General features: G+C 71.2%; 15 protein-coding genes and 1 pseudogene. 4 read left to right on the top strand and 12 right to left on the bottom strand.

What is annotated here, in order from left to right:
- Positions 1-48: 48 nt before the first annotated feature.
- Complete coding sequence (locus AMIS_RS09320) at positions 49-1044, top strand: ribonucleotide-diphosphate reductase subunit beta (RefSeq protein WP_014441970.1); 996 nt, start codon at positions 49-51, stop codon at positions 1042-1044.
- A 176-nt stretch (positions 1045-1220) separates the two neighbouring features.
- Here AMIS_RS09320 and AMIS_RS09315 read toward each other — a convergent pair whose 3' ends face one another.
- Together AMIS_RS09315 and AMIS_RS09310 are read right to left on the bottom strand one after the other, a co-directional pair.
- Positions 1221-2348, bottom strand: coding sequence for an IS701 family transposase (locus tag AMIS_RS09315; protein ID WP_083888780.1), 1128 nt, complete (start codon positions 2346-2348; stop codon positions 1221-1223).
- A gap of 130 nt (positions 2349-2478) precedes the next feature.
- A complete protein-coding gene (locus AMIS_RS09310; RefSeq protein ID WP_014441969.1) occupies positions 2479-3420 on the bottom strand; it encodes a sulfite exporter TauE/SafE family protein in 942 nt (313 codons plus the stop codon).
- 164 nt (positions 3421-3584) lie between these two features.
- Here AMIS_RS09310 and AMIS_RS09305 point away from each other — a divergent pair, with 164 nt between their 5' ends.
- Entirely contained in the window at positions 3585-3947 is a 363-nt protein-coding gene (locus AMIS_RS09305) for an MmcQ/YjbR family DNA-binding protein (RefSeq protein WP_014441968.1), read from the top strand.
- 69 nt (positions 3948-4016) lie between these two features.
- Positions 4017-4577 carry a GNAT family N-acetyltransferase gene (locus AMIS_RS09300; protein ID WP_014441967.1) on the top strand — a complete coding sequence of 187 codons (561 nt, stop codon included), beginning with the start codon at positions 4017-4019 and terminating at the stop codon, positions 4575-4577.
- A gap of 56 nt (positions 4578-4633) precedes the next feature.
- Here the strand turns inward: AMIS_RS09300 and AMIS_RS09295 are convergent, their stop codons facing one another.
- From AMIS_RS09295 to AMIS_RS43995, 3 genes and pseudogenes are all read right to left on the bottom strand, one after another.
- Positions 4634-5344, bottom strand: coding sequence for a YcnI family protein (locus AMIS_RS09295; RefSeq protein WP_041830651.1), 711 nt, complete (start codon positions 5342-5344; stop codon positions 4634-4636).
- A gap of 38 nt (positions 5345-5382) precedes the next feature.
- Positions 5383-5931, bottom strand: coding sequence for a copper resistance CopC family protein (locus tag AMIS_RS09290; RefSeq protein WP_407921887.1), 549 nt, complete (start codon positions 5929-5931; stop codon positions 5383-5385).
- A gap of 14 nt (positions 5932-5945) precedes the next feature.
- A pseudogene (locus AMIS_RS43995) lies at positions 5946-6083 on the bottom strand (Dyp-type peroxidase); the annotation flags it as partial.
- A 158-nt stretch (positions 6084-6241) separates the two neighbouring features.
- Between AMIS_RS43995 and AMIS_RS09285 the strand changes: the two are divergent.
- Positions 6242-7681 (top strand): PepSY-associated TM helix domain-containing protein, encoded by a 1440-nt coding sequence (locus tag AMIS_RS09285; protein WP_014441964.1) that lies wholly within the window; start codon positions 6242-6244, stop codon positions 7679-7681.
- 156 nt (positions 7682-7837) lie between these two features.
- On the opposite strand, the gene AMIS_RS09280 is transcribed toward AMIS_RS09285, so the two are convergent.
- The 7 genes from AMIS_RS09280 to AMIS_RS09250 form a co-directional block, all read right to left on the bottom strand.
- Entirely contained in the window at positions 7838-8647 is an 810-nt protein-coding gene (locus AMIS_RS09280; protein WP_014441963.1) for a class I SAM-dependent methyltransferase, read from the bottom strand.
- A 33-nt stretch (positions 8648-8680) separates the two neighbouring features.
- Positions 8681-9826, bottom strand: coding sequence for an aminotransferase class V-fold PLP-dependent enzyme (locus AMIS_RS09275; RefSeq protein WP_014441962.1), 1146 nt, complete (start codon positions 9824-9826; stop codon positions 8681-8683).
- A 1-nt stretch (position 9827) separates the two neighbouring features.
- On the bottom strand, positions 9828-11132 hold the full coding sequence (locus AMIS_RS09270; protein ID WP_014441961.1) for a pyridoxal-phosphate dependent enzyme: 1305 nt from the start codon (positions 11130-11132) through the stop codon (positions 9828-9830).
- A complete protein-coding gene (locus AMIS_RS09265; RefSeq protein ID WP_014441960.1) occupies positions 11129-12589 on the bottom strand; it encodes a type III PLP-dependent enzyme domain-containing protein in 1461 nt (486 codons plus the stop codon). The genes AMIS_RS09270 and AMIS_RS09265 overlap by 4 nt, the downstream gene beginning before the upstream one ends.
- 90 nt (positions 12590-12679) lie before the next feature.
- Entirely contained in the window at positions 12680-13711 is a 1032-nt protein-coding gene (locus AMIS_RS09260) for a hypothetical protein (RefSeq protein WP_014441959.1), read from the bottom strand.
- Entirely contained in the window at positions 13708-14409 is a 702-nt protein-coding gene (locus AMIS_RS09255; protein WP_014441958.1) for a TIGR03943 family putative permease subunit, read from the bottom strand. The genes AMIS_RS09260 and AMIS_RS09255 overlap by 4 nt, the downstream gene beginning before the upstream one ends.
- Positions 14406-15392, bottom strand: a complete 987-nt coding sequence (locus tag AMIS_RS09250; RefSeq protein ID WP_014441957.1) for a permease — start codon at positions 15390-15392, stop codon at positions 14406-14408. Before AMIS_RS09250 ends, AMIS_RS09255 begins: the two co-directional genes overlap by 4 nt.
- Positions 15393-15430 lie beyond the last annotated feature (38 nt).

The raw sequence follows: 15430 nt of genomic DNA, 5'->3' as shown, positions 1-15430 counted from the left end.
CCTCAACTCACCGAATTGCCACTCAAGGAAGGTCGTGAACAACCTCCGATGCTGCTCGACCCCGGAATGGACCTGACCCTGCGGCCGATGAAGTACCCGCACTTCTTCGACCGTTTCAAGGACGCCATCAAGAACACCTGGACCGTCGAGGAGGTCGACCTGCATTCCGACCTCGCCGACCTGGCCAAGCTGACGCCCGCCGAACAGCACCTGGTCTCCCGGCTCGTCGCGTTCTTCGCCACCGGCGACACGATCGTCGCGAACAATCTGGTGCTCAACCTCTACCAGCACGTCAACTCCCCGGAGGGCCGGCTCTACCTGTCCCGGCAATTGTTCGAGGAGGCCGTGCACGTCCAGTTCTATCTGAACCTGCTGGACACCTACGTGCCCGATCCGGACGAGCGGGCGGCGGCGTTCGCGGCCGTCGACAACATCCCGTCGATCGCCCGCAAGGCCGAATTCTGCTTCAAGTGGATCGACTCGGTCTTCGAACTGCGCGAGCTGAGGACGAAAGCGGATCGGCGGGCGTTCCTGCTCAACGTGATCTGCTTCGCCGCCTGCATCGAGGGGCTGTTCTTCTACGGCGCTTTCGCGTACGTCTACTTCCTGCGCTCCCGCGGCCTGCTGCAGGGACTCGCGTCCGGTACGAACTGGGTGTTCCGCGACGAGAGCATGCACATGGCGTTCGCGTTCGACGTGGTCGACCAGGTGCGCGCCGAGGAGCCGGACCTGTTCGACGCGGAGATGGAGCAGCAGGTCCGCGACATGCTCGCCGAGGCCGTGGAGTGCGAGGTCCAGTTCGCCGCCGACCTGCTCGAACAGGGCGTCAGCGGGATGTCGCTGGGTGACATGCGGGAGTACCTGCAGCACGTGGCGGACCGGCGGCTCGCGGCGCTCGGCATCGCGCCGATTTACGGCAGCACGAATCCGTTCGCCTTCATGGAGTTGCAGGACGTCCAGGAGCTGTCCAACTTCTTCGAGCGGCGGGTCTCGGCGTACCAGGTGGGTGTGACCGGATCCGTGAGCTTCGACGACGACTTCTAGTACTGCAACGGCACTTCACCTGAGTGGGTAGCCGCGGCGTTTGTAGTGGCTGAGGCGGGCTTGGTGTTGGCGTCGTCGTCGCCAGCGTGACCACCACCAGATGTGTTTGGGCTGGTGGTGGCGGACGAACAGTGCGGCGAGCAGGCGCCGGATCTCCGGTACCGTGTAGCCGATCATCATGTCGTCACCGGTGCTGTTTGCTGTTGCGCGGTCTGGGTCCGGGCGACGACGAGCCAGGCGTAAGCGGCCATCGACAAGGTGATGTGCGCGTACCAGGCCCGCCAGTCCCGGACCTGGTATTCGTCGAGGCCGGCCTGACCTTTGGCCTGCTGGAAGCATTCCTCAACGGCCCATCGGGTGCCGGCGATGCGGGCCAGGTCCATCAGCCGGGTCTTCCGCGGGCCGTAGCAGACGTAGTAGGCCAGCTCCCCGGTGTTCATGCTGCGCCGGGCGAGCAGCCAGTGCCCACGCCCGGGCCGCCAGCAGATGCGGATCGGGATCCGCGCCCACCAATACTCCCGCGGTCCGTGAGCCCCGGGACCGGCCGAGATCCGCGACCAGGCCCGGCCCGGCAGCGATGCGATCAGCTCGTCGACGCGGGCGCGGCCCATGCTGGTGGTGACCACGTCGTCGTTGCAGCGGGTCGCCACCACATGCGGCTGGTCGTGCTCTTCGAGCCAGACCCGCAACGCTTTCGACTGACCGTAGGCCTCGTCCATGGTCACCCACGCCGCCGCAACCCCCGCGGTGAACGCCCGCTGCAGCATCTGCCGGGCCATCTCAATCTTCGTGGCGAAGCCGACCTCGTCCGGGATCCCTGCCGCCCGGCAGCGATCCCGGTCATCGGTCCACGCCGCCGGCAGATACAACTGCCGGTCGATCAGCGCGTGCCCGCGCGTCGAGCGGTAGGCCAGGAAGACGCCGACCTGGCAGTTCTCGATCCGGCCGGCGGTTCCGGAGTACTGCCGGGCGACCCCGGCGGACTTCACGCCCTTCTTCAGGAACCCGGTGTCGTCGATGATCAGCACACCGTTCGGATCACCGAGGTGCTCGATCACGTAGTCCCGGACCTCGTCTCGGACGGCGTCGATGTCCCAGTCGGCCCACCGCAGCAGGCGTTGCATCCCGTCCGGTGACAGGTCACCGGCTTGCTCGGCGAGGGTCCAGCCGTTCTTACGATCGAGGCCGGCGACCAGCCCGGACAGATACTGCCGGGCCCGCCGCCGCGGCTCCGCGCGGGTGAACCGGTCCGCGAACCGGGCATGCAACCGGTCCAGTTCACTCGACCACTGATCAAACTCGATCGACGTCACACAACAGGCAACGAGCCGATCATCGATACGTATCGCCTGCTGAGTGCCGTTGCAGTACTAGGCGCTCGGGACACGGAAAACGCCCCGGGAGATCGGCTCCCGGGGCGTTCGCGTCGGCGGATCAGGCCGGGGTGGAGGCCTTCTCGTCCGGGGTCTCAGCGGCGGCCTCCGCCTCGGCGATGATCCGCTCGTCCTCCGCCTTGTGGCTGCGGTACTGGTTGATCGAGTAGACCAGGGCCGCGGCCCAGGCCAGGTAGATCACGGCGTAGAACGTGTAGCGGACCGGGTCGGAGGCGTCGATCCAGTCGCTGCGCAGCAGGGACCGGGTGTTGGTCAGGATGATCAGACCGCCGACCGCGGCGCCGAGCACCCGCGGCGGGATGTGCCGGACCAGCCAGGCGGCGATCGGCGCGGCGATCACGCCACCGATCAGCAGGGCGGCGACCCAGCCGTAGTCGATGTTCTCGTCGCCGAGGCCCCAGATGAAGCCGAGGCTCGCGGCGATCGCGATGAGGAACTCACTGGTGTCGATCGAACCGATCGTCTTGCGCGGCTCCAGCCGGCCGCTCGCCAGGATCGCCGGGGTGCCGACCGGGCCCCAGCCGCCGCCGCCCGTGGCGTCGACGAAGCCGGCCACCAGGCCCAGCGGGCCGAGGAACCGCTTGCGCAGCGGCTTGCCGAGGTGGCCCTGGGGCAGGCCCTGGAACGTGAAGCGCAGGAACACGTAGAGGCCGAGCGCCAGCAGGATGATCGCCATGAGCGGCGCCGCGGTCTCGGTCGACAGGTTGGAGAGGAACGTCGCGCCGGCGAACGCGCCGACGGCGCCCGGCACACCGATCTTCAGGACGACCTTCCAGTCGACGTTGCCGAACTTCCAGTGCGAGAAGCCGGAGACCAGCGTGGTGCCGATCTCGGCGAGGTGCACGGTGGCCGACGCGGCGGCCGGGTTGGTGCCGATCGCGAGCAGCAGCGTCGTGGAGGTGACGCCGTACGCCATGCCGAGGGAACCGTCGACGAGCTGAGCGCCCAGGCCGACGAGGGCCAGGAGGAGAAGTTTCTGCATGTCTCTACCGCCAGTGGTGGATGGGGTGGATACGTGCCCCGGGAGCATCGGCTGCCTTGCCGACCGAACCTGCATTTCCTATTTATTAGATCGGAGATTAGTTGCTCGAGTGGCTGACGGCAAGATGTGAGTCACGCAAGGTCGCGGTGTGAGGGGGATCATCAGTGGCAGACGCGGACGATGTGCGCCGCCTCGCGCTGGCGCTGCCCGGGGTCGTCGAGATCGACAGTGACGGCTTCGATTTCCGGGTGGGCAACAGGGGCTTCGTCTGGTCGTACCCGGAAAGAATGCCCGGAAAGCCGCGCCGGATCCGCACCGACGTGGCGGTCCTCTACGTGGGCGACGAGGCGGAGAAGCAGGCCCTGCTGCTCGGCGAGCCGGCGCTGTTCTTCACGACGCCCGGCTACGACGGACTGCCGCTGGTCATGCTGCGCCTGCCCGAGGTCTCGGCGGACCGCCTCGACGAGCTGATCACCGATGCCTGGCGGATGCGCGCACCCGAGGATCTCGCCGCTGACGAGACCTAAGTTACCTGTGGGTTGCCTGTGCGGGCCCTTTTTGATTAGGTGAGCCTTACCTTATCTGGGAAGGCTCACATGTCTCTGGAAGTAGACGGCGTCAAGAGCGCCGTGGAAATCACCGACCGTGTCGACCTGGAGGCGCTGGCCGACGTCTACCGGCGCGTGCACGCCGCCGACCTGCACCTGGTCGACCACAGCGACCCGTCGCTGGAGGACCGGCTGCGCTGGACCGCCGAGGCGCCCGGCTTCGAGGCCGCGGTCGGCTACGTCGACGGCGAGATCGTCGGAACCGTGATGGGCTGCCCGCTGCCGGCCGAGACGCTGTGGTGGCGCGACCTCACCGACGCGCAGGATCCGGAGCTCGCGGTCGAGTGGGAGGGGCGCACATTCGCGGTCTGCGAGGCGTTCGTGCTGCCCGAGTTCCGTAAGCACCGGCTCGGCGTACGGATGATGAACGACCTCCTCGAAAAGCGTTCCGAGGAGCGGGTCTGCCTCGCCGTCACGGAGACCAACACGCGGGTCTGGCACGCGCTGCAGCGGCTGCGCTTCCAGCACGTCGGTGACCTGGTGCCGTTCCCGGGCTGGCGCTCGCACCGGATGCTGGTCCGCGCCCTCCCGCTGAGCGCCTCCCGCTGACCCCACGCCCCGATCTTGGCGACTTCCGCATCGCCAAGATCGGGGAACGGTGGAGGCTAGGGCTTCGTGGCGGCCTTGCGGTAGGCCAGCAGGCCCAGCACCAGACCGGCCAGCCCGGCCACCAGACCGGCGATGCCCCAGGCGGTGCCGCTGCCGGAGTCGCTGTCGTCCGACTCGGCGGCCACCGGAGCCACCGCGACGGCCGACGGGGCGGTCCCGGTGGCCTCGGCGCCGGCGGCGGTGAGCTTCAGGACCGGCGCCGGGGACTCCGGCTCGGTGCCGTCGGTGGTGGGCTCGTCGATCCAGCGCACGATGTTGCCGTCCGAGTACGTCTGCAGCGCCTTGAACACCATCTGGTCGGTCTTCGGCAGCGGGCCGAGCGACACGTCGAACTCCTGGAACGTGCCCGGCTTGATCTCCGAGCCCTTCGCGGCGGTCCAGGTGATCTTCGAGACCGCCTCGGTGAGCGGGGCGCCGTGCACCTCGACCGGGGTGGCCAGCTTCGACTTCTCGGTGGTCGCGGTCCAGCCCGGCACCGGCTTGAGCGAGACCGAGCCGACCGGGGCGTCGGTCGGCAGGCTGACCTCGAGCTTCGTGGTCGACGCGGTGTCGCTCTCGTTCGGCACCCGGAACGACACCTTGGTGTAGCCGCCCTGGGTGGCGGTGCTCGGGTTGACTGTCACGTGCGCGGCGGCGGGGGACGCCACGGCCAGCACGAAGGCGGCCGCCACGGCGGAGACGGCGGCGGTACGGCGGAGATTCATCAGGGACCTTTCCGGCCTCACGGCGATGGACAGGGGGAAATTCACGCCTTACGGCGACGGATGACGACGAAACCGGCCAGTCCGGCGAAGATCAGGATCAGCACGCCGGCGACCCAGGCCAGGGTGGACGAGCCGCCGGAGTCCGACGCGGGAGCGGCGTCGGCGGGAAGCTGGGTGGGCGTGCCGTTGATGGTCAGCTGCGAGGAGTACGCGTCACTCTGTGGCGTCGCCGAGGGCTCCACGGTCTGCTCGATCACGTTCGGATCGTCGACGGTGAACTTGTAGGAGCCCTTCACGGTGTGCCCGTCCGTGGAGACGACCTGGTAGGCGACCGTGTAGACACCGTTGCCGAGCCCCTCGTCGAACGTCACCGTCCCGGTCGCGCCGTCGATCTTCGGCTCGGACGTGGCAACCTTCCGCTTCTCCGCGTCGGTGACCGTGATGACCGTGTACTCCGGGTTGAGCTTCTGCAGGAACTTCAGCTTCACGCTCTCCGGCGCCGAGGCCAGCGTCGCGTTCTTCGCCGGGTTCGCGTCGGTGAGCGCGTTGTGCGCCCACGCCGGGGCGCCGGGCAGGAGCACGGCCAGCATGGCGGCGAGCGCCATCACGATCCGGGGAACCCGCCCTCCGCGCAGCCGGGCGGTACGGCGGATCCGATAGGTGTCGTCCATTCGTTCAGCAGGTCCTTCTCAGCGTGTCGCTGGTGCATGGGCAAATACTGGCGCGCATCGGCTTCCTCAGACTCGGGGTCGACCGTTAGTCGCCGCTCGGCGGGCCGTGGTTCCCACGATTTTTTCACTCGCGCTCCCGCTGAGGATTCGCTGGGAACTTTCCTCCTGTCGGGGGCGACAAAGGCTTCGACGCCGATCCCCGCGCCACCGACCACGACGAGGACTGCCGATGGCCGTGTCACCCCCGCCCCAGCTCGAACTCGCCGATCCGCCCGCCGCCCGACCGGCCCGGCGCGCGTCCGGGTTCGGCGCGCTGCTGCTGCGCCTGCATTTCTACACCGGGATCCTGATCGCGCCCTTCCTGGTGGTGGTCGCCGTGACCGGCCTGCTCTACACGGTCACGCCACAACTCGACCAGATGCTGTACGGCGACAAGCTCACGGTCACCGCCGGGAACGCCACGGTCCCGCTCGCCGACCAGATCGCCACCGCACGCGCCGCGCACCCGGCCGGCACGCTCACCGCGATCCAGCCCGGATCCGGCTCGGACAGCACCCGCGTGGTCTTCTCGCTCCCGGACCTCGAGGAGAAGCAGCACACCGTCTACGTCGATCCGCACACCGGCACGGCTCTAGGTCAACTGACCACATGGTACGGGTCGACACCCGTCACCACCTGGCTCGACGACCTGCACCGTAACCTGCACCTCGGCGACCTCGGCCGGCACTACTCCGAGCTCGCGGCGAGCTGGTTGTGGGTGCTCGCGCTCGGCGGCCTCATCCTCTGGTGGCGCCGGCGCCGTTCCCTGCGCGGCGTCCTCACCCCGGACATGGCCGCGAAGAAGGGCGTCCGCCGGACCCGGGGCTGGCACGCCGCCACCGGAGTCTGGATCAGCGTCGGGCTGCTCGTGCTCTCCGCCACCGGTCTGACCTGGTCCCGGTACGCGGGCGGCAACTTCACCACGGCCCTGGACTCACTCGACGCGCACGCGCCGACACTCGACGTCGCCGCTGCCCCGGCGCTCGACGTCGCCGCCGCCCCGGCGCTCGGCGGCGCGGCCGCCCCGGCCGCGTCCGGTGGTCATCACGGTGGGTCTGCGGCTGTCGCTCTCGCCGACCCGGCCCAGGCCGACACCGTAGTGCGGGTCGCCCGGGACAACGGGCTCACCGGCACCGTCGAACTGACCGTCCCGGAGACCGCCACCGCGCCGTGGACGGTCGCCGGCATCGACAACGTGTGGCCGGTCGGCCTGGACCGGATCGCCGTCGACCCGGCGTCCGCGACCGTCGTGGCCCGCAGCGACTTCGCCGACTGGCCGGTGCTCGCCCAGCTCAGCAAGCTCGGGGTACAGGCGCACATGGGCGTGCTGTTCGGCGTGGTCAACCAGGTGCTGCTCGCGGCGCTCGCGGTCGGGTTGCTCTGCGTGATCCTCTGGGGCTACCGGATGTGGTGGCAGCGCCGTCCCACCCGGGCCGACCGGCGCCGCGCGATGGCCGGGGCCCCGCCGGCGCGGGGCGGGTGGCTGGGGCTTCCGGCCTGGGCGATCGTCGTGGGGGTGCCGGTGGTGTTCGCCGTGGGGTGGGCGATGCCGTTGCTCGGGGTGACGCTGGTGGCGTTCCTGCTGGTGGACGCCGTGGTGGGCGGGGTGCGCGACTCGCGCACGAGCTAGCCGGGTCCCGCGCGACAGCCGGGCCGCGCGACGGTGGCCAGTGCTGCCGGGCGCTGCGTGGCCGACGGGCGCGGGGCTGTCGGCGCGGGGCTGTCGGTGCGGGGCTGTCGGCGCGGGGCTGTCGGCGCCGGTTCGGCGGGAGTGCTGCGGGGACGGCTATGTGAGGGCTGCCAGGGCGGCGTGCCGGGCCTCTCGCCAGATCAGCCCGCACTCCCCGAAACCCGCCTCCCGAGCCGCCACCGCGTGCCACGCCACCCCCGCCGTGAACTCCGCCGGTGGCCGATCCCGGAACAGCTCGGCCCGCTCGGTGAGCAGCGGGCGCAGCGACGGCGACTCCCGGAGGGCGGCCCACCAGCGGGACCACGCGTCGGCCGCCCCCGCGGCCGCCCCCGCAGCTGACCCCGCGGCCGCCCCCGCGGCCGCCCCCGCAGCCGACCCCACGGCCGACCCCGGAGCCGAGCCTGCGGGTGGGATCAGGGCGTTCATCGCCGAGGGCAGGCCGTCGTCGGGCATCACGTCGGCGATGACGAGCAGGCCGCCGGGGGCCAGGATGTCGCGGGCCCGGCGGTACAGGTCACGGATCGGGGCGGCGTCCAGGTAGTGCACGGCCATCACGGCGGTGACCAGGTCGTATCCGGCTCCGGTCGCGGACGGCCAGGACGGGCAGGTCAGGTCGGCGCCGATGACGGACACCGAGTGGGGCAGGGCGGCGCGGGCCAGGGCGAGCAGGACCGGGTCCAGGTCGAGCAGGGTGATCCGGGCCGCGGGCCAGCGGGTGGACAGGCGTTCGGCGAATCGGCCGGGGCCGCCGCCCAGGTCGAGGACGCGGGCCGGTGGGCGGCCGAGGACGGCTTCGGTGGTGGTGGCGATGGCGCGTTCGAGGGAGTCGTGGCCGGGGAGGAAGCCGGCCATCGCCTCGTCCCAGCCGGCGCGCCTCGCCGCGACACCGACCGGATCCAGAAGCACGAAAGACGTTGTATCACGAAAAATGCGGGAAGCTCAGCGAAGACGGCGAAGGCAGTCCAGGAGACGGTCCACCTCTTCCGGGCTGTTGTAGACGTGGAAGCTCACCCGTACCGAAGAGGTTTTTTCGCCCTCGGGGGCCTGGCAGTGCTCGTCGGCGCGCACCAGCAATCCGTCGGCGGCCAGGATGAAGCCCAGGTCGTTGGAGTTGATCTCCCGGTGCCGGAAGGTGACGATCCCGTGCCGCTGCTGGACCGGGGAGTCGGCGCGCAGGCTGCGCTGACAGCCGAGCACCTCGTACTCCGGCATCGCGGACAGCCCCTCGGTGAGCCGGACGCCGAGCGCGCGGTTCCAGGCGGCGATCCGGGGCAGGCCGGCCTCGTCGAGCCAGTCCATCGCGGCGGCCAGGCTGATGATGCCGCTGGTGTTCGGTGAGCCGGCCCAGCCGGCGGGGGTGAGGGCCGGCCCGCGCCGGTTGCGGGACCAGATCGCCCCGGTGCCGGGCAGCGCCATCGCCTTGTGACCGGAGAAGACCACGAAGTCGACGTCGAGATCGGTGACCGAGAGCGGCAGGTGGCCGAAGCTCTGCGCGGCGTCGAGGCAGATCGGCACGTCCGGGGCGAGCGCGCGCAGCCGGTGCACGTTCATGTCGTTGCCGTAGACGTGGTGCACGTGGGTGGCGGCGATCAGCCGGGTCCGCGGCGACACCGTGATCTCCCGGTGGGCGTAGTCGTGCGCCGTGTCGTAGGGCAGCGGCAGCACCCGCGCCCCGGTCAGCGCGGCCGCCTCCTCCCAGGGCAGCAGGTTCGCGCTGTGGTCGGCGAACGGCACCAGGATCTCGTCGCCGGGCCGCAGCTGGGGCGCGAGCCAGTCCCGGGCCACGACCCGCAGCCCCTCGGTGGTCCCGCTGACGAAGTGCACACCCGACACGTCGGAGGAATCCGCGAGGAACTGCCGGAGCCGCGAGGACGCCGCGGCGATGCGTGCCGTCGTGCGGTTGGCCCACGGGTACGTCCCCCGAGCCGCGTTCGCATTGCCCGTGGTCAGGTAGTCCATCACCGCGTCGAGCACCGCCTGCGGTTTCTGCGATGTCGCGGCGCTGTCCAGATAGGCCACGTCCGGGTTCCCCGCGATCATCGGGAACTGGGCACGCAGAGCCTCGTGCCACGCCCGCGACTCCATCTCAGTCCCTGACCAGGGGCAGACCGGCGTCCCGCCACGCGATCACACCGCCGTCGAGCGACCGCACGGCGGGATGGCCCATCCGGGTGAGCAGGGCGGCGTACGCGGCCGACCGCTCCCCCACCGGGCAGACCAGCAGGACCGGCTGCCGGCGGCTGAACGGCAGACCTGCGGTGAGCATCGTGCCGAACACCTCGTCGCTGATGTTGATCGAGCCGTCGATGTGCAGCGCCTGGTAGGCGTGCGGACTGCGCAGGTCGACGACCAGGGCGCCGTCGGCCGCCGACGCGCTGACCGGGACCGCGGTCACCGCGTCGATCTCGGCGGCGGACACCGAGGAGACCGAGTTCGGGCGCGGCGGCCGGCCGAACAGGGCGGGCCGGCGTTCCCGCAGGTAACTGAGGTAGCTCTCGACCCGGTCGCAGACGATGAACACGGCGCTGCGACGCTCCCGCAAATCCCCGTCCACGGTACGCAGGTAACGCACCGCACCCTGATAGGCCCCGCCACCGGTCGGCCCGGCCAGCGTGCCGCACCGGCGTACCAGGGTGAGCAGCCCGTCGATGGCCTCGTCCGCACTGATCGTCTCGATGGTGTCGTAGACCTCCGGGTCGAAGAGGCCGACCTCGTGCACCTCGTCGATGGTCCGGATGCCGGGGATGAAGTCGCTCTTCGCGGCGACCAGGCCGACGATCGTGGAGTCGGCGCCGTGCGCCCGCAGCGCGCGGGCCACCCCGGTGGACGAGCCGGCGGTGCCGACACAGGCGATGAAGTAGTCCGGGGCCCGCCCGTCCAGGTCCTTGACGATCTCCTGGCCGGTGCCGGAGAAGTGCGCGTCGGCGTTGCGCTCGTTGAAGTACTGATCGGTGTGCACGAATCCGCCGGCGGTCTGCAGGGTGCGGTACATCCTGGTCAGCGGGTCGTCGGTGTCGGTCGGGTCGAGGCACTCGGACCGGCCGGGCAGCTCCTCGATCTCCGCGCCGAGCAGCAGCAACAGGTCCTTGATCTCGGGGATCTTCATCCGGTTGGTGACGCTCCGGAACGGCAGCCCGTGCATCCCGGCGATCAGGGCGAGCGCTTTCGCGGTGTTGCCGCTGGAGAGTTCGACGACCGTGTCGCCGCGCCGCACGGCGTCGTCGAGGAGCGGGCGGACCATGCTCCACGCGGCGCGGTCCTTCACCGAGCCGAACGGGTTGAGCAGCTCCATCTTGGCGTACAGGTCGATGTTGCGCAGGCCGTGCACGTCCGGGTCGATGCGCACCAGCGGGGTGTTGCCGATGGCCTCGGTGATGTCGCTGTAGATCATGGCGCCTCCGGCTCAGCGTGCCCTGGCTCATCTGGATGAACAGGCCAGTAGTTCTCGTCGAGGCGCCACTGCCACGTCCCACCGGCCCGGTAGACCGCGACCTTGCGGCCGGCCGGCTGGTGCAGCGCCTCGGTCGCGGTGAAGTCCATGAGGTATCCGGCGGCGTTCACGAACGCCAGCAGGTCACCGGGCTCCGGCACGCGCGGCAGGAACACCCTCCGGCGCGTGATCAGGTCCGACTCAAGGCACAGGTTCCCGAGCAGATGCACGCCGGCCGGGCGGTCCGCCGCCGGCTTCCTCGTGGGTACGAGGACCGGGTCCATGAGTACGCCGTGCTCCTCCAGCCCGATGTCGCGGGCGTTGCACCCGAGCCGTACCAGCGTGTCGTCACCGTCCCGGCGCACCTGCAGGACCTCGGCGACGACCAGGCCGCACTGGTCGAGCAGGGCCCGGCCGGGCTCGACGTCGAGGTCGTACATGTGGTCCAGCAGCAGCTCGCCGAGCGGCCGGCGCTGGCCGGGGGCGTCGGCGCCGAGCAGCCGGTCCAGGTAGTCCGCCCCGGCGACCGGGCGGTGCGCGGGGTAGAGGGCGAGCGATCCGCGCAGGGTGCCGGCCTCGGCGCGCAGACCGTACCCGTGGTCGTCCCAGGTCAGCGGCGGCCGGTTGCCGAGCACCGCCTGGGCCAGCTCGGAGGTGTAGCGCTCCCACTGCGCGCCGTCGGCCAGGTAGTTCACGCCGAAGCCGCCGCCGATGTCCAGCGACCAGGGCCGCAGCCCGCGCTGCCGGCACTCGTCGAGCGCCGCGAGGCAGCCCTCCAGCGCGACCGCCTTCTCCCGCACCTCGACGGTGTCCAGGTGGTACGCCACGCCGACCAGCTCGAGCCGCTCGGCGTGCTTCTCGACCAGCTCGAGGACGCCGGGCAGCGCGGTCACGGGCACCCCGAACCGGCTGCGCCGGCTCCGCACCCGTACCCCCGAGGTGGTGAAGCCGGACAGACGCACCATGATCCGCACGCGCGGCAGCCGGAAGGCTGCCACCAGGGACGCCAGCTCGTTCAGCTCGTCCGCCGAGTCGGCGTTGACGATCACGCCGGTGCGGGCGGCGAGCCAGAGGTACTCCCGGGTCTTCGGGCCGGTCGCCATGATCCGGTCGGGGGTGAAGCCGGCGGCGAGCGCGTGCTGGAGCTCGCCGGTCGAGGCGACGTCCACCCCCGCCTCGGTGGCGGCGACCTCCCGCAGCAGCGCGGACGAGCGGTTCGCCTTGTGCGCGAAGTAGATCCGGCCGCTCAGCCGATGCTTGCGGTAGGCGGCCCGGAAGGACGCGACATTTTCCGGTACGCGTTGCGGCAGCACCACGTTGAGCGGGGAGCCGAGACCGGCCACCAGCTGGGTGAGCAGTTCGCCGTCATCGAGAACGGATTGGGTGAGCGGATCGATTCTCGGTTTCAGGAACAGCATGGTGGCGACTCCCGGGGAGGGTTCTCCGGCGCGCTCCCAACGTAACCGACACCACCACTCTCCGCAAAAGAGTGAATACCGAGCGTTGTCTCACACCGTTCTCAGGTCGAGGGTGTGCCACACTGTCGCCTCCCGGTCCCCGGTCGACCACCAGAGCATCCCGTCCCGGCTCGCGGCCAGGTCGGCGGCGACCGTCAGGTGGACGGTGCGCCCGGCACGCACATCGTGGACGATCAGGCCCGCGGTGCCGGTCAGGTCGGAGTCCGGGCGCGGCTCGGAGAGCACCTCGAACCGGTCCAGCACCGCCACGTCGTTGACCGCGGCCTGGGTGCCCGGCCCGGCGATCCGGTGGCGCTGCGAGCCGTCCGGCCGCATCAGGTCGATCCGGGCCAGGCCGTCGCCGGACATCACCATCACCCGGCACCAGGCCGGGCTGCACATGGTCCACTCGGCGGCCCCGGCGGTAACCCGCTGCTCCGCGCCGGTCCTCATGTTGCGCAGCCGGATCTCGCCGGCCTGCCCGCCCACGTCGTCGGTGAGCCACGGCCAGGCCGAGAGCGCCCACTGGCCTTTCTCGACGGTGGTCCGGACCGCGCCGCCGGCCAGCGGGACCGAGCGGATCTCGGTGCTCGCGTCGCCGTCCGCGGCCGCCCAGTGCACCCGGCCCTCCGCCACCACCAGGTCGTACTGATTGCCGTAGAGCAGGATGTTGCCGGTGTCGGCGGTCAGCCGGCGCGGCACCGGCCCGCCGCGCGGCCGGGCGGTCCAGATCTCGGTGCGTCCGTCCTCCGCCGTCTCGGTCCAGAGCAGGTCCTGGCCGGCCATCGTGAGGTTGTCGAACCGGGCGTCCGCGGGCAGCCGGCGCAGCTCCCGCTCCCCCACCACCAGGCGGGTGTGCCCGCCGTCGTCCACGGTTCCGGCCGCGGTGGTGGCGTCCAGGAACAGCAGCGGCTCCAGGCCGAGGTCGCGCAGGTCGGCGCGGGCCGCGTGCGGCCAGGCCTGGGCGAGGGTGAGCCGGGACGCGGTCGCGGGCACGGCGGTCTCCTGCTCGGGCAGAGCGCCGGCGAGCAGGGCGGCGGCGGCCAGGAGCGCGACGGCCAGGCTGATCCGGGTACGGGTCACTCGTACTGCTGTTTCGGCGGGGTGATCGGCTGCCACTGTTCGACCTCGAGGTACGCGATGTCGGCCTGGTTGACCGGGTCCTTGGCCCGGCGGGTGCTGTGCCGGCCGGTGACCTGGATCCAGGTGCCGGACGGGACGTCGACGGCCGGCCCGCCGGTGAGCCCGATCTTGATCGGCCGGCCGTCGGCGGCGCAGCAGCTCACCACGATCCGGGCCAGCATCGGGCCGCCGTCCGGCCCGGCGCTGAGGAACCCGGTCAGCTGCACGCGGCGACCGGCCAGGCTGCGGGCGTCGTCGTAGATGCTGCGGGAGGCGTAGTCGAGCAGGCCCACCGGGACCGGGTCGCCCTCGGGCAGCGGGCCGTAGTCGGACTCGGCCGCGGCGGTCAGCGTGCCGGCCTGGCCGGCCGTGAACGCGCCGAGGGCCGGCGGGGCGACCAGCAGCAGGGCGATCACGGGGAGCAGGAGCAGCCAGCCGACCCCCGGCTCGTGATGCGCGTGCGCGTCCTGCCGATCGGGGCGCGGGCGATACTCGTACCAGAGGGTGAAGAGTGCGGTGGCCACGAGGAATGCGCCCGTCAGGAGAAGGAAGGGCCGCAGGCCCTCCTTGACGTAGCGCAGGTAGAGGTCGGTCGACGCGGCTTTCACTATCGCGCCGCCGAAGAGCAGCAGCACCACCGCCTGAGCCTGCCGATTCACAGCAGCACCCATCCGGTGGCGGTGCCGGCCAGCACGGCGAGCGCGAACGTGGCCGGGGCGAACCGGGAGGCGAACCCGCGGCCGAAGACGCCGGTCTGCATGGCGATCAGCTTGAGGTCGACCATCGGGCCGACCACCAGGAAGACCAGGCGGGACGTGAGCGAGAACTGGGACAGCGACGCGGCGACGAACGCGTCCGCCTCGCTGCAGATCGAGAGCAGCACCGCCAGCACCGCCAGGGCCAGCACCGACAGGACCGGATTGCCCGCGAGGGTCTGCAGCCAGGACTCCGGCACCACCACGTTGATCGTCGCGGCGGCCGCGGCGCCGATCACCAGGTAGCCGCCGGCATGCACCATGTCGTGCCGGCAGGCCGACCAGAACGCGGCGCCCTTGCCGTCGTGCTCGTGCCGCTGCGGCAGGCGGATCCAGTCGGTGCGGCCCAGCCGCAGCCACAGCCAGCCCATCAGCACCGCGACGGCGAGACTCGCCACGGCCCGGGCGAGCACCATCTCCGGGTTGCCGGGGAAGGCGACGGCGGTGGCGGTCAGCACGATCGGGTTGATCGCCGGGGAGGCGAGCAGGAACGCCAGCGCCGCGGCCGGGGTCACGCCGCGCCGGATCAGCGCGCCGGCGACCGGGACGCTGCCGCACTCGCAGCCGGGCAGCACCACCCCGGCGAGACCGGCGGCCGGGACCGCGAGGGCGGGACGGCGAGGCAGCGCGCGGGCCCAGAACGAGGCCGGCACGAACACCGCGATGACGGCCGAGAGCAGCACGCCGAAGACCAGGAACGGGACGGCCTGCACCAGCACCGAGACGAACACGGTGGTCCAGGTCTGCAGCCCCGGGCCGGCGATCAGGCCGGACAGCGGCCCGCGGAAGATCACCAGGAGGACCAGCAGGGCGGCGAGGACCTCGACCGAACCGATCCCCCGGCTGCCGTGCCGGGCCGGGGGATCCTTGACGAGGGTGTCGGTCACCGTGCGAAATCTACCGGGTGGGGTCCCGCCGGCACGGA

The sequence above is a fragment of the Actinoplanes missouriensis 431 genome (assembly GCF_000284295.1).
GTDB classification, from domain to species: domain Bacteria; phylum Actinomycetota; class Actinomycetes; order Mycobacteriales; family Micromonosporaceae; genus Actinoplanes; species Actinoplanes missouriensis.
This window is presented reverse-complemented; position numbering and strand designations above follow the sequence as displayed.

Excerpts from the sequence above, each read along its gene's own strand:
- AMIS_RS09310 (WP_014441969.1), bottom strand. The coding sequence starts at position 3,420 with ATGCAGAAACTTCTCCTCCTGGCCCTCGTCGGCCTGGGCGCTCAGCTC.
- AMIS_RS09270 (WP_014441961.1), bottom strand. The coding sequence starts at position 11,132 with ATGATCTACAGCGACATCACCGAGGCCATCGGCAACACCCCGCTGGTG.
- AMIS_RS09300 (WP_014441967.1), top strand. The coding sequence starts at position 4,017 with ATGTCTCTGGAAGTAGACGGCGTCAAGAGCGCCGTGGAAATCACCGAC.
- AMIS_RS09290 (WP_407921887.1), bottom strand. The coding sequence starts at position 5,931 with ATGCTGGCCGTGCTCCTGCCCGGCGCCCCGGCGTGGGCGCACAACGCG.
- AMIS_RS09275 (WP_014441962.1), bottom strand. The coding sequence starts at position 9,826 with ATGGAGTCGCGGGCGTGGCACGAGGCTCTGCGTGCCCAGTTCCCGATG.
- AMIS_RS09285 (WP_014441964.1), top strand. The coding sequence starts at position 6,242 with ATGGCCGTGTCACCCCCGCCCCAGCTCGAACTCGCCGATCCGCCCGCC.
- AMIS_RS09265 (WP_014441960.1), bottom strand. The coding sequence starts at position 12,589 with ATGCTGTTCCTGAAACCGAGAATCGATCCGCTCACCCAATCCGTTCTC.
- AMIS_RS09320 (WP_014441970.1), top strand. The coding sequence starts at position 49 with ATGCTGCTCGACCCCGGAATGGACCTGACCCTGCGGCCGATGAAGTAC.